This is a genomic window from Actomonas aquatica, assembly GCF_019679435.2.
Taxonomy (GTDB): domain Bacteria; phylum Verrucomicrobiota; class Verrucomicrobiia; order Opitutales; family Opitutaceae; genus Actomonas; species Actomonas aquatica.
In genome coordinates, this window is record NZ_CP139781.1 from 3,115,464 (window position 1) to 3,129,250 (window position 13,787).

At 65.8% G+C, this 13,787-nt stretch carries 11 protein-coding genes; 8 read left to right on the forward strand and 3 right to left on the reverse strand.

All coding sequences use genetic code 11. The features are described from left to right. The first annotated feature begins 60 nt into the window (after positions 1–60). On the forward strand, positions 61–972 hold the full coding sequence (locus tag K1X11_RS12210) for a phosphoribosylaminoimidazolesuccinocarboxamide synthase (protein WP_221032891.1): 912 nt from the start codon (positions 61–63) through the stop codon (positions 970–972). 64 nt (positions 973–1,036) lie between these two features. Here the strand turns inward: K1X11_RS12210 and K1X11_RS12215 are convergent, their stop codons facing one another. Together K1X11_RS12215 and K1X11_RS12220 are read right to left on the reverse strand one after the other, a co-directional pair. Further along, a complete protein-coding gene (locus K1X11_RS12215; protein ID WP_221032890.1) occupies positions 1,037–1,873 on the reverse strand; it encodes an HDOD domain-containing protein in 837 nt (278 codons plus the stop codon). A 166-nt stretch (positions 1,874–2,039) separates the two neighbouring features. Then, entirely contained in the window at positions 2,040–3,383 is a 1,344-nt protein-coding gene (locus tag K1X11_RS12220) for a CinA family nicotinamide mononucleotide deamidase-related protein (RefSeq protein WP_221032889.1), read from the reverse strand. 101 nt (positions 3,384–3,484) lie between these two features. Between K1X11_RS12220 and K1X11_RS12225 the strand changes: the two genes are divergently transcribed. The 4 genes from K1X11_RS12225 (at position 3,485) to K1X11_RS12240 (ending at position 10,169) form a co-directional block, all read left to right on the forward strand. Beyond that, positions 3,485–4,963: an excinuclease ABC subunit UvrC gene (locus K1X11_RS12225; protein ID WP_221032888.1), complete on the forward strand. Its 1,479-nt coding sequence runs from the start codon at positions 3,485–3,487 to the stop codon at positions 4,961–4,963. Positions 4,964–5,160: 197 nt separating this feature from the next. Then, the gene (locus tag K1X11_RS12230; protein WP_221032887.1) at positions 5,161–5,733 is read left to right on the forward strand and encodes a transposase; all 573 of its coding nucleotides are present in this window, start codon (positions 5,161–5,163) and stop codon (positions 5,731–5,733) included. A gap of 175 nt (positions 5,734–5,908) precedes the next feature. Beyond that, positions 5,909–6,796 (forward strand): sugar phosphate isomerase/epimerase family protein, encoded by an 888-nt coding sequence (locus K1X11_RS12235; protein ID WP_324725967.1) that lies wholly within the window; start codon positions 5,909–5,911, stop codon positions 6,794–6,796. Between the two features lie 103 nt (positions 6,797–6,899). Continuing rightward, a complete protein-coding gene (locus K1X11_RS12240; RefSeq protein ID WP_221032885.1) occupies positions 6,900–10,169 on the forward strand; it encodes a HEAT repeat domain-containing protein in 3,270 nt (1,089 codons plus the stop codon). 103 nt (positions 10,170–10,272) lie between these two features. Here K1X11_RS12240 and K1X11_RS12245 read toward each other — a convergent pair whose 3' ends face one another. Then, the gene (locus tag K1X11_RS12245) at positions 10,273–10,614 is read right to left on the reverse strand and encodes a winged helix-turn-helix transcriptional regulator (protein ID WP_221032884.1); all 342 of its coding nucleotides are present in this window, start codon (positions 10,612–10,614) and stop codon (positions 10,273–10,275) included. Positions 10,615–10,782: 168 nt separating this feature from the next. On the opposite strand from K1X11_RS12245, the gene K1X11_RS12250 reads away from it, so the two are divergent. The 3 genes from K1X11_RS12250 to K1X11_RS12260 all read left to right on the forward strand — a co-directional run bounded on the left by K1X11_RS12250 (position 10,783) and on the right by K1X11_RS12260 (position 13,543). Continuing rightward, positions 10,783–11,019: a thioredoxin family protein gene (locus K1X11_RS12250; protein ID WP_221032883.1), complete on the forward strand. Its 237-nt coding sequence runs from the start codon at positions 10,783–10,785 to the stop codon at positions 11,017–11,019. An 87-nt stretch (positions 11,020–11,106) separates the two neighbouring features. Beyond that, entirely contained in the window at positions 11,107–12,012 is a 906-nt protein-coding gene (locus tag K1X11_RS12255) for an alpha/beta fold hydrolase (RefSeq protein WP_221032882.1), read from the forward strand. A gap of 58 nt (positions 12,013–12,070) precedes the next feature. Further along, positions 12,071–13,543: a sialate O-acetylesterase gene (locus K1X11_RS12260; protein WP_221032881.1), complete on the forward strand. Its 1,473-nt coding sequence runs from the start codon at positions 12,071–12,073 to the stop codon at positions 13,541–13,543. The last annotated feature ends 244 nt before the right edge of the window (positions 13,544–13,787 follow it).

The window sequence follows — 13,787 nt, forward strand, 5'->3', positions numbered from 1 at the left end:
CCCTCGCTTTAACGCTCGCGTTTGCCCCTCAGGCTTCACGCTTCCTACCTCCCAGATACCATGACCGCCGCCGAGATCGCCGCCTCACTCCCCGCCGCCGCCCGCACGTCCATTTCCGGTCTGCCCTTTCCCCTCATCGCCTCCGGCAAGGTGCGGGAAATCTTCGACCTCAACGACGCCCTCCTCCTCGTCGCCACCGACCGCCTCTCGGCCTTCGACGTCATCCTGCCCGACGGCATCCCCGGCAAAGGCATCCTGCTCAACCAACTGAGCCTATGGTGGTTTGATCGCACCCGCGACCTCCTCCCCAACCACTTGCTACCCGACCAAGCCGGCGAATTTGCCCGCCGCGGCATCACCGATACCGATCTCCAACTGCGCTCCATGATCGTGCGCAAACTCACCCCACTCACCATCGAGTGCGTCGTCCGCGGCTACCTCGTGGGCAGCGGTTGGTCCTCCTACCAAAAGACCGGCCAAGTCTGCGGTCACACCCTGCCGGCCGGCCTGCGCCAAGCCGATAAGCTGCCCGCCCCCCTCTTCACCCCGACCACCAAGGCTCCCAAGGGCGAACACGACGAACCGATCAACGACGCCCAGGGCGCCGCCGCCGTCGGCCCCGCGCTCTACGAGCAGGTCAAAGCCACCAGCCTCGCCCTCTACCAGCGCGGCCACGACACCGCCGCCGCCGCCGGCATGATCCTCGCCGACACGAAGTTCGAGTTTGGCACCGACGCCGAGGGCAACCTCATCCTCATCGACGAAGTCCTCACCCCCGATTCCTCCCGCTACTGGCCGGCCGACGAATACCGGGTCGATTGCTCGCCCCCTTCCTACGACAAGCAATTTGTGCGCGACCATCTCGAGGCCGTCGCCTGGGACAAGGCCCCGCCCGCCCCCGTTCTGCCCGCCGAGACCATCGCCCGCACGCAGGAGAAATACCTCGCCGCCGTGCGCAACCTGATCGGCTAAGGCCTACGGCTTCGCGCCCAAAGCCTACGGCCTCACACCTAGAGCCTTCCGCTTAAAGCCATCTTCAAACCCGCTCACCGGGTTTGAGCATATCGAGCGTGCGGTTCACCGCCTCGCGAGTAGGGAAGATCGTGGCATCCACGCGCTCTTTATCGAGTCCGGCCTGCTTGAGCACCGCCTCGTCGGTCGTCCAAAAATCGCGTTCGATCGGCAGCCCCTGTTCCAACGCGTCACAGCCCCAGCAGGCCAGGTGCAGCAGCGCCGGCTCGAGTTGGCGCCGGGCATCCTGCGTTGGCGACCACGCGTAGCGCAGTCCGTTCACGGTCGTTGGGGCAAAGTCCCACAATTCCAGCAACTGCGCGCCGGCTTCGTCGGCCGACATGCCAAAAGTCGCCAGCTCCCACGCCCGGGTCTCCGCGCCGTTGGCTTTTGCGCCGCTGGTCGGCGGCAAGGCCGCCTCCTGCCCGATGCGCTGCAACAGCATGCGTCCCGCACTGCGCAACAGCCCCAGCGTGTAAGCCTCGCGCGGATCGCGCCCGCACGCCGTCGCCATTTGCTCCGCCGCCAGTGCCGTGACGAGCGCGTTGAGCCAAAGCGCATCGCCCGAAATCCGATAGAGCGGCAGCCCCACCGCGAAAAGTTGATCGGCCACCGCCGCGCCCACCAGCCGATGGATCTCACGCAGACCGATGCGACTGATCGCCATGTCGAGGCTCTCCACCGCATCGCCGCGGCGAAACACCGGACTATTGGCCACGCGGATCACCCGCACCGCCAGACTCGGGTCGACTCGCACCACCTCCACGACCGAGTCGATCGCCACATCGGGGTTGCGCAGCGCCGCCTCCAACGCGCCAAAGACGCGCGGCGAGGACGGCAGACGTTTCGCCGCCGCGGCCAAGGTTCCGGAAGTGATGTTTAGCTGGGACAAGTCATTCCCCTTTCGACGCGGTTTCAGGCAGCTTTACCGACAATTCCCTGACTGCGACACATTTAGCATCGTTAGCACCAGCGCTACTTTCATTTCGCCGCCCTCATGAAACGACCTCGCAGCTCCTTCCGGAAGCTCACCGATCGTGCAGACCGAGCGACGGCAAGCCCGGCGACTGATTGTCCCGCGCCTTCACCAACTCGCGCCGCAACCAATCGAGCGCGAAATTCACCGCGCGCAATTTCACCGCCTGGCGCGGCCCCGGATAACGGATGCGCTTCGACCACACACCTTCCTGCGTGTAGAGCGCCACAAACATCGTGCCCACCGGGTTCTCATTGTTGCCGCCACACGGCCCCGCAAACCCCGTGATCGCCAGCCCGTAGGCCGCCCCCAGTTTTTCCGCCGCGCCCGCCGCCATCGCGATGGCGTTCTCGGCGCTCACCGCTCCGTGCTGCATGAGGATCTCCTCCGGCACATCCAGCAGCTGCATCTTGGACTCGTTGGAATAACAAACCGAACCGCCGGCAAAAAACTTCGTCGCGCCCGATAGGTCCGTGAACGAACTCGCCAACATGCCGCCGGTGGCCGTCTCCGCCACCGCCAACATCGCTTCCTGCTCGCGCAACAGATCCGCACAGATCTTCGCCAACGAATCGTGGCCGAAGCCCATAAAGTCCGCGCCCAACTCCGCCGCGCACTGCTGCGCGACCTCCTCCAACCGCGCTCGCGACACGTCGGCACGGGCCGGACTCAACCGGCAGTCCACCTGGCCTTGGTGCGCACAAAACGCCACCTCCAGCTCGCCGGCGTGCGCGTCGAATATCGGCTGCAACATCGACTCCAGCGCCGACTCACCCACCCCCGCCGTGCGCAGTTGCACATACGACTCGCCTTCCGCGAGCACGCCCATCGCCGCCAGCCGCGGCAACACCTGCTCGACCAACATCGGCTGCAATTCGTTGGGCGGCCCCGGCAGCATCACCAGCACCTTGCCGTCCCGCTCATACCAGAGCCCCGGCGCCGTGCCGTTGGCGTTGCGCAACACCTCGCCGTCGGCGAAGCGGTAGGCCTGTTTTAAATTGTTGTCGGTCATCGGCCGTCCAAACGCCCGAAACCGTTCCCGCATGTCTTCCGCGATGGTGTCGTCGAAAACCAATTCCTGACCCAGCACCTTGGCCACCTCCTCGCGCGTGCGGTCATCGCAGGTCGGCCCGAGCCCGCCGGTCGTGATCACCACCGTCGCCCGCGCCCAACTCTCGGCAAACTGCGCCGCGATCGCCGTCGCCTCGTCGCCGATCGTCACGTTGCGCAACAAACGCCCGCCGCGTTTGCTGATTTCCTGACCAATGAAGGTCAGATGGCCGTTCGCCGTCAGCCCGAGCAGCAGCTCGTCGCCCAAGGTGATGAGCTCGATCGCCGGCCGAGGGGCATCTTGCGACGTCGGAGAATTATCGTCAGAGGGAGTTGGTGAAACCATTTGCAGCGGTTGAAACTAGGCCAAACTCCCCGATTTTCCAGTTCCTGCCGTAATTCGATCTATCGAACAGTTCCCGCCACCGATTCACCGACCACCAAACCATGTCCGTCCAAGCCAACCTCAAAGAGAAAGTCCGCCAGTTGCCCGAGAAGCCTGGCGTCTACCTCATGAAGGATCGGCTCGGCCGCATCATCTACGTCGGCAAAGCCAAGGCCCTGCGCAAACGCGTCAGCTCCTACTTCACCCCCTCGCGCGCCCACTACCACTCGCCGAAGATCCGCACGCTGGTGCAAATGATCGCCGACTTCGAAACCATCGAGGTGAAGTCGGAACCCGAAGCCCTCCTCCTCGAAGGCCGGCTTATCAAGCAGTGGAAACCCAAATACAACACCGACTTCGTCGACGATAAACGCTTCCTCATGGTGCGCGTCGACCTCGCCGAGCCGCTCCCGCGCTTCCGCCTCACCCGCTTTCGCAAAGACCAACGCTCGCGCTACTTCGGCCCCTTCGCCCACAGCGGCCTCCTCCGCAAAACCCTCGCCCAGATGCGCCGCCAATACGGCATCCTGCTCGGCGACTCCACCCCGCAGCGCCTCCCCGACGGCCGCTGGCGCCTCTACGACGACGTCCGCCAGGAGATCTACGGCCACACCAACGAGATCACCGCCGAGGCCTACCGCGAACGCGTCGCCGACGCCTGTGACTTCCTCGACGGAAAGTCCCGCGAATGGCTCGCCACCCTCCGCGAAGAGATGCTCACCGCCGCCGCCGAACAACGTTTCGAAAAAGCCGCCGAGCTGCGCGACATCGTCTTCGCCCTCGAAGGCACCCTCAAAAAAACCCGCCGGTTCGAGCGCGACCACCCTGTCGTCCGCACCGACGAAGAAGCCCTCGGCCGCCTGCGCGACGCCCTCCGCCTGCCAGGCCTGCCGGAGAACATGGAGTGTTTCGATATCTCCCACATCAGCGGCACCTTCGTCGTCGCCTCCATGGTGCACTTCACCCACGGCCGTCCCGATAAAGCCCTCTACCGCCGCTTCAAAATCAAGAGCTTCATCGGCAACGACGACTTCCGCGCCATGGAGGAAGTGGTCGGCCGCCGCTACCGCCGCCTCCGCGACGAAGGCCGCCCGCTGCCCGAGCTCGTCGTCATCGATGGTGGCCGTGGCCAGATCGGCGCCGCGTTGAAAGCCTTCATCGCCCTCGACCTCGAACCGCCGCCCATGATCGGCCTGGCGAAGAAGCACGAGACCATCATCTTCCCCGACGAACGTGAGCCCTTGAACCTCGGCCTCACCGACCCCGGACTGCAGCTCCTGCAACGCCTGCGCGACGAAGCCCACCGCTTCGCCAACACGTTCAACGCCGACCTGCGCAGCCAAAAAATCAAAGAGTCGATCCTCGATGATTTCCCGGGTCTCGGCCCCCGCCGCCGCGCCGCGTTGATGGAGCACTTTGGCACGATCGATAAACTCAAAGCCGCCAGCGCCGCCGAACTCTGCGACGTCGAAGGCATCGGCGACAAATTCGCCCGAGACCTCCACCGCTACCTGCGCCAGGACGGGCCCGTGAAGCCATAGGCCAAATGCCACTCACGCCGCGGCAAGATGCCGCGCCCACTCCCCACATCGCTACCGTAAAACCGTGGCCGAGGCTTCCAGCCTCGGGTGCCTTCCCGCCGTCCACACCGCGGCAAGATGCCGCGCCCACTCCCCACATCCCTACCGCAAAACCGCGGCCGAGGCTTCCAGCCTCGGGTCCCCTCCCGCTGCTACCCGTGACAGAACCCTTTGCTTTCTTTAACCCCACCCTCGACGTCTACATCAGCCAAGGCGATCTACCGCATTGGCGACAACCCCGTGCGCTCTACTTCGTAACCTTCCGCACCGCCGATTCACTGCCGCACCACCTGATCGAAGCATGGCGCATTCAAAGAGAGGACTGGTTGAATCAGCACCCCAAACCGTGGGACGAAGCGACTGCCGACGCGTATCGCGAACGCTTCCCGCGCCAGCTGCAACGGTCGTTGGACCAAGCTCACGGTGAATGCCTGTTGCGCGATAAAGACCTACGCGAACTGGTAGACTCATCTCTTCGTCGGTTCCACCAAGAGCGTTATTGGCTCGATGAGCATGTTGTCGCGGCGAACCACGTTCATGCCCTGATCGCACCGCTGGGAACTTGGGAGCTCTCTCGAATTCTACACTCGTGGAAATCCTTCACAGCCACAGCCATCAACAAAGCAGCCCACCGCAGCGGACCCTTTTGGCAGAAAGAGAGCTACGATCACATCGTGCGAAACCCCATCGAACTGGAACACATCCGAAACTACATCAAGGCTCACAAATAGCCCTCTCCCCACCCACTTCCTTAACCTGTGGCCGAGGCTTCCAGCCTCGGGTCCCCTCCACCGTCCACGCCGCGGCAAGATGCCGCGCCCACTTCATCGGCCCCCCCAACTCCCCGCCTATTCCACTGGCAAACTCCGCCGATCCGCGTAGCGGTGTGGCATGCCCCCTTCCTCGTTGCCCCAACCCACTCCCTCCCGTCGCGCCTTCTTTAAAACCGCTGGGCTCGCTGCCGCTTCACTCACCCTCGGCCGCACCTCCGCTTCCGCCACCGCGCCGATTCCCGACGGCACCCACGACGCCGTCCGCAACAGCGACCTCATTCCCTTCCACATCGGTGTCGCCAGCTACTCCCTGCGCGAACTTTCCGTCGACGGGGTGATCGACGCCATGCACGCGCTGCAGACGCCTTGGCTCTGCCTCAAATCCTTCCACCTGCCCTACGAGCTTTCGCCCGACGAGATGGCGGCGGCCCGCGCCAAATACGAAGCCGCCGGCCTCACCATCGTCGGTGGCGGCAACATAGCCCTGCGCAAGGATGACGATGACGACATCCGCAAATATTTCGACTACGCCAAAGCCGCCGGCATGCCGGTCATGGTCTGCTCACCGCTCATCGCCGCCCTGCCGCGCATCGAGAAGTTCGTAAAGGAATACGACATCAAGATCGCCATCCATAACCACGGCCCCGAGGACAAGGAATACCCCGCCGCCTCCGACGCCCTGCGCTACCTCGAGGGCATGGACCCGCGCATGGGCGTCTGTCTCGACATCGGACACGCCACCCGCGCCGGCGCCGACATCGTGGAAGAAGCCGCCCTCGCCGGGCCGCGCCTTTTTGATGTCCACCTCAAGGACCTCAAGGTCGCCACCGAGCGCGACAGCCAATGTATCATGGGCGAAGGCGTGCTGCCGCTTGCCCCTCTCTTCCGTCAACTCCAACGCCAAGGCTACACCGGCTGCGCCAACCTCGAATACGAGATCGACGCCAAAGACCCCGTGCCCGGCATGCTCCGCTCCATCGCCTACCTCCGCGGCACCCTCGCCGGCCTCACCACCGCCTGAGCCCAAACGTATTCAACCACAGATTACACAGAGACCACAGATCCATCCTCTGTGCTCTTCTGTGAAATCTGTGGTTTTATCATCTGCACTCCGTCCTTCCCCCGTGTCCTCGCGCCGCCTGACCCCATTCCTCCTCGCCGTCGCCACTGCGGCCACCACCCTCTCGGCCGCGCCGCCCGCTTCGCCCAACCTCGAGTTCACCGAGTTCGCCCGCGAGCCGATGGTGCGCAACGTCGTCGCCGTCAGCGTCGATGAACAGGGCCGCGTTTACGCCACCTCCGTGGTGCGCCGCCAAGCAGCCGACCTCGATATCCGCCGCTTCACCGAGTGGATCGAGACCGACCTCTCCCTCACGTCCGTCGACGCCAAACGCGACTTCTTCCAAAGCCAACTCACTCCGGCCAACTCGGCCACGTTCGCCGAGCGTTTCGAAGACACCAACGGCGACGGCTCCTACGACTTCGCCGACCTCAATCTACTCGCCGACACCATCAGCCGCCTCGAAGACACCGATGGCGACGGCGTCGCCGATCGCGTCACCAAGTTCAACGCCACTGAGAACACCCACATCACCGGCATCGCCGCCGGGCTCGCCGCCTGGGACCACTCGCTCTACGTCGCTGTCGAACCCGACCTCATTCGCCTCACCGACACCGATGGCGACGACCGGCCCGACACCCGTGACGTCCTCGCCCACGGCTTCTCCAATCACATCGGTTACGGCGGTCACAACTTCTCTGGCGCCACCATCGGTCCCGACGGCCGCATCTACGCCGCCGTGGCCGATCGCGGCATGAACGTCACCGCCTTCGACGGCTCCCGCCACGCCAACCCGCACAGCGGCGCCATCGTGCGCGCCGAACTCGATGGCTCCGGCTTCGAGATCTACGCCACCGGCATTCGCAACGTCCAGGAGCCCGCCTTCGACGCCCACGGCAACCTTCTCGGCGTCGACAACGACGGTGACATGCCCGGCGAACGCGAACGCTTCGTCTACCTCGCCGAGGGCAGCGACACCGGCTGGCGCACTTACTGGCAGTATCGTAAATCCAACTACAACCCGTGGCAGCACGAAGGTCTCGAGAAACCGCCCCACGCCGGCCAGCCCGCCTACCTCTTTCCGCCGCTCTCGCTCTACTACGACGGCCCCGCCGGTTTCGCCTTCAACCCCGGCACCGCCCTCTCCCCCACCTACCGCGACTACTTTTTCCTCTCCGCCTTCCCTTCCCGCCAGCTCTACGCGTTCCAGGTCGAGCCCGACGGCGCCGCCTTCCGCATGATCAACTCCCACACCGCCGCCTCCGGCGTGCTCATGGTGGGACTTGCCTTCGGTCCCGACGGCAAACTCTACGCCGCCGATTGGTCCTCCGACGGTTACGCCATGAACGAAAACGGCGCCGTCTGGACGATCGACGATCCAGCCTACGCCGACTCGGACCTGCGCCGCGAAACCGCCACCCTTCTCGCCCGCGATTGGACCCGCGTCTCTCTCACCGAACTCCCGGCCCACCTCGCCCACGCCGATCAACGCGTGCGTTTGAAGGCCCAGTTCGAACTCGCACGACAGCAGGCCGACGACGTTCTCCTCAACGTCGCCGTCGACCATCATCAGCCGCAACTTGCCCGCCTGCACGCCATCTGGGGCATCGGACAATGCCTCCGTTCGGGGAAGTGGGGCCTCACCCCGGGCGCGTTCTCCATCCTCTGCATCGACCCCGATCCGGAGGTGCGCGCCCAGACCGCCAAGATCCTCGGCGAAATCAAAACCGACACCCGGCCATCGTCCACCGATCTGCTCCACATCCTCGTCCGCGATCCCGCCGACCGACCGCGCTTCTTCGCCGCCATCGCGCTGGGCCGCACCGGCCGCCCCGACGCCGTGCCGCTCCTCCTAGATTACCTGCGGCAGGATGGCGCCGATCCCTATCACCGCCACGCCGCCGTGATGGGCCTCGCGGGCTGTGCCACACCCGCGCAACTCGCCACCCTCGCCACCGACGCCGATGTGCACGTGCGCCTCGGCGCCGTGGTCGCCCTGCGGCGCCAAGCTTCACCCCTCGTCGCCGACTTCCTGGCCGATCCCGATCCGCTGGTCGTCGCCGAAGCCGCCCTCGCCATCTACGACGACAGCGCCATCCCCGCCGCGTGGCCCGCACTCGCCGCCCTGCTCGACCACCGCGAGCGCCCGCAACTCGAACGCAGCACCCGCCGCGCCCTCGCCACCGCCCAACGCCTGCGCGACGCCACCAACGCCACCCGCGTCGCCACCTACGCCACCGACTCAAACCAGCCCCTCCCGCTCCGTCACTACGCTCTCACCCTGCTGCAGGACTGGGCCGAACCCGCCCGCCTCGATTCCGTGCAAGGGGCCTACCGCGCCTTGCCAGCCGTCGACGCCACCACCCTCGCCACCGCCGTTGCCCCAAGTCTTCGCACGCTCGCCACGACCCCCGATCCCGAACTCGCCCGCGCCGCGTGGGATGCTGCCACGGCCTTCGGCATCGAACCCAACGTCGCCGACCTGCGCCTGATCGTGCAACAGGACACGCCGCTCGCCGCCGACGCCCTGCGTATCCTCACCGCCACTACCGCCACCAACAACCTCGCCGACCTCGCGACCACCGCACTCGACTCCGCTCACCCACCCGTGCGCGCCGCCGCCCTGCGCGCTCTGGCGCAGGCCGATCCCGCCGCCGCCAACCACTACTTTGAAACTCACGCGACCGCGCTCCCCGCGCCCGTCACGCGCGCGGCGTTGGAGGTGATTCCGTCAACCACCGCCCTGCGCGACCTCACGACCGCGTTGCGCGATGACACGCTGCCGCCGGATCTCGCGCTCGACGTTCTCCTCGCCGCGCAAGCCTCCGCCGACGCCACCGTGCAAGCCACGCTCGCAGCGTATCAGAATTCCAAGGACGCCACCGATCCACTCGCGCCTTATCGCGAAACCCTGCACGGCGGCGACCCCGCCGCCGGAGCCGAAGTGTTCCGCACCTCCGTGACCGCGCAATGCACGCTCTGTCACCGCGTCGAAGGCCCCGGCAGCAACGTTGGTCCCGCTCTCGCACGCATCGGTCAAAAACGTTCGCCGGAATACCTGCTGCGCGCCCTCGTCGCTCCTGGGGCGGATGTCGCACTCGGATTTGGCTTCACCTCGCTCACCTTGCAAAACGGCGAAGTCGTCGGTGGCACCCTGCTCGCCGAAACCGCCGAAGCCGTGACGATGAAACTCGCCGACAATACCGAGCGCATCGTCCCGCTCGCCGACATCGCCGCCCGCACGCCGCTCATGTCGTCCATGCCACCGATGGGCCAGATCATGACGCGCCCCCAGCTGCGCGACCTCCTCGCCTACCTGCAGTCGCTGCAATAAAGGAGGTGTCTCCGCTGTAGCCGGGTTCGCTGAGCCCGGTCCTCCACCCCTCCCACGCTCCGGGCTCACCGAGCCCGTCTACAGCGACCCTTTCCTCCGAGCCTCACTTCGCATCGCGCGTCGCGTCGTGCTCCGTTTGCAGCGCGTGCAACTGCTCGATGATCCCCGCCAAACGCTCGCCCGCCGGCGTGAGATGATACTCCACATGCAGAGTCGTCGCCTCCGATAGGTCACGCCGCACGATCAATCCATACTCCAACAACCGGCGCAGTCGCTCATTCAGGATCTTCGTCGAGATGCCCGGAATGTAGCGCTCCAGTTTGCCCGGTCGCACCACGCCGCGTTGCAGCGCGCCCACCACCGCGGCCGACCATTTGCACCCCACCACATCTTCCAGACTACGGTAGGCGTTTCGTTCTTTAAGACTGAGGTGTGGGGTAGGCATGGACCGGCGAGGGTAGCAACTGCTTCGGCCACTGCCTAGCCCGCACTTTTTGGTAAGGGGGAGGCACCACTTTGTGCCCAATTCACGCCGCCCCCGTTCCGCGTTAAGGTGGGTCCATCGGCACGCCAGTCCGGCGGCCTCAATCCAACAAACCAGGAAACACCTCCCATGAAATCCTCCGCCAAGTTCTACCACGCCGGTTGCCCGGTCTGCATCGAAGCCCAAACCGTCGTCGAGTCCTACCTCGATACCACCAAGACCGATCTCGAAATCGTGCACCTCGGTGAGGCCGCCGAACGCCTCCCGGAAGCCGAAGCCGCCGGCGTCGTTTCGGTGCCCGCGCTCTTCGTTGATGGTCGTGTCCTGCACCTCAATCACGGGGCCGATCTCACCGCGTTGAAGTAAGCAACCGCCCAACCGGTCATCCTCGAACGATGACCGCTCAACCCAATTCGACTGCGGCCGACGGCCCCTTCCGCAGGGTCCGTCGGCATGCGCTTGCACACACTTGATCGCCTTTCCCGCCGCCTCCTGAATCTCAGCCTCGGGCTCGCCCTGGCTGGCTCCGTTTTCGCCGCGGCCCCCACCACCTTCACGGTCGCTCGCAGCGGTCCGTCCGCCCCCGATACGCCCGCTCTCATCTTCGTGCCGGGGCTCGCCTGCAACGGCAGCGTGTGGGACGACGCCGTCGCCCGCTACGCCGAAGACTACGATTGTCACGTGCTCAGCCTCGCCGGTTTCGCCGGCACGCCCGCCGCCGACAATCACGACGCCTTCATCAACTCGGTGCGCGATGAGCTCATCACCTACATCCGCGAAGAGAAGCTCCACAACCCCGTGCTGATCGGCCACAGTCTCGGTGGTTTCACCGGCCTGAAACTTTCCCTCGCCGCCCCCGACCTGCTGCACGGTCTGATGATCGTCGACAGCCTGCCCTTCTTCCCCGCCGGCTCCAATCCCGCCGCCACCGTCGACGCCATCCTGCCCATGGCCACCGCTCAACGTAACGCCATGCGCGGCGGCACCATGAGCGCCGCCCAGTCCCGCCAGATGATGGCCATGATGGTCACCGATCCCGCCGACGTCGAACGCGCCGTGCAAATGACCCTCGACAGCGATCCCGCCGCCGTCGCCCAGGCCTACTTCGAAATCAACACGACCGACCTCCGCGACCAACTCGACCAAGCCTCCACGCCCACCGTCGTGCTCGGCTCCTGGATCGCCTACCAAGCCTTCGGTGCCACCGAGGCCACCACCCGCGCCATCTTCGAGGCCCAATACGCCAAACACCCGCAACACCGCATCGTTATGAGCCCGAAAGGTCGCCACTTCATCCAGTGGGACGATCCGGAATTCTTCTTCGCGGAGTTAGACACCCTGCTGGCCGACGGCCAATAAGCCTCCCCCGCGGGCGACGCCTTGCGTCGCCCGCTTTCCCCACCATGTTTGGCGGGCCATGAAAATCCCGTCCGCGATTCTCGTCGCCCTCTCTCTCACCGCCGTTGCTTCGGCCGACGTGGTGCTCGCACCGCTCTTCACCGACCACGGTGTCCTGCAGCGCGACCAAGCGGTCCCGGTCTGGGGCACCGCCGATGCGGGCGAGGCCGTCACCGTCAGCTTTGCCGGTCAAAGCGTCTCCACCACCGCCGACGAGGCCGGTAAGTGGCGCGTCGATCTCGCCGCCATGCCGGTCAACGCCACCGGCCAGACCCTCACGGTCAACGGCCACAACACCCTCACTCTCACCGACATCCTCGTCGGCGACGTCTGGCTCTGCGGCGGCCAGTCGAACATGGAGTGGCCCCTGCGCAACACCACCGACGCCGACACCGCCATCCCGAGCGCCAACTTCCCGCTCATCCGCCACATCAAGATCGAGCGCCGCATCGCCCGCGATCCGCTCACCACCGCCACCGGTAGCTGGACCGTCTGCTCGCCCGAAACCGTCCCGCACTTCACCGCCGTCGGTTATTATTTTGCCCGCCAGCTGCACGCCGAACTCGGGGTGCCAATCGGCCTCGTGAACAGCAACTGGGGTGGCACCCCCGCCGAGGCCTGGCTGCCGCCCGCCGCCCTCGAAGACCTCGACATCCTCCTTGCCGCCACCTCCCACCAAGCCTACTCCTACACCGGCATCCACGCCAACCTCGTCAACTACCAGGAGAAGCTCGCTGCGTGGGAAGCCGACCCCGAGAACGTTGAAAAACCCTCCATGCCCTGGCGCCCCGGCGCGGAGAACCACTCCCTCGTGCTCAACAACGGCATGATCGCCCCGCTCGCCCCCTACGGCCTCAAGGGCGTCATCTGGTATCAGGGCGAAGCCAACGCCGACCAGCCCGAGACCTACCGCACCCTCTTCGGTGCCGTCATCGAATCTTGGCGCGACCAGTTTGAGCAGCCCGAGTTGCCCTTCTACTGGGTCCAACTCGCCAACTGGCAACCCGGCGGCATCGGCTGGGCCTTCCTCCGCGAAGCCCAAACCCAGACGCTCGAGCTGCCCCACACCGGCCAGGTCGTGATCAACGACGTCGGCGACCCCGACGACATTCACCCGCGCAACAAAACCGCCGTCGGCGACCGCCTCGCCCGCGTCGCCCTCCGTCGCCTGCACGGCTTCGACATCGAGGACACCGGTCCGACCTTCGCCTCCGCCATTCTGCGCGACGCCACCATCGAACTGAGCTTCACCCACGCCGCCGGCCTGCACACGACCGACGGCGCCGCGCCGAAAGGCTTCCAGGTTGCCGGAGCCGACGGCGTGTTTCATCCCGCCACCGCCGCCCTCACGCCGAATGGCACGATCAAGGTGACGAGCGACGCCGTGAGCATCGCCCACTTCGTGCGCTACGCCTGGGACGGCCACCTCGAGGTCAACCTCGTCAACGGCGACGACCTCCCCGCCGCCCCCTTCCGCACCGACCGCCTGTAAAGCGGACCGCGCCAAAACCGAACGGTCGCTGCCGGTAGGGTCGGACCGCCGGGCCGACCGTTCGCTGCCCCTCCGCCGTTAGCGCGACCAAGGTCGCGGCCTACGTTTCGTCATCGAACCCGCACTGTAGGCTGCGAGCTTGCTCGCGCTGCGTTGCCCCACCGCCACCGGGCTCACCGAGCCCGGCTACAGCAAACAGCTGTCCGGGGGTAGCAGCGGCCGTCTCGGCCGCTCCCCGTTGCCC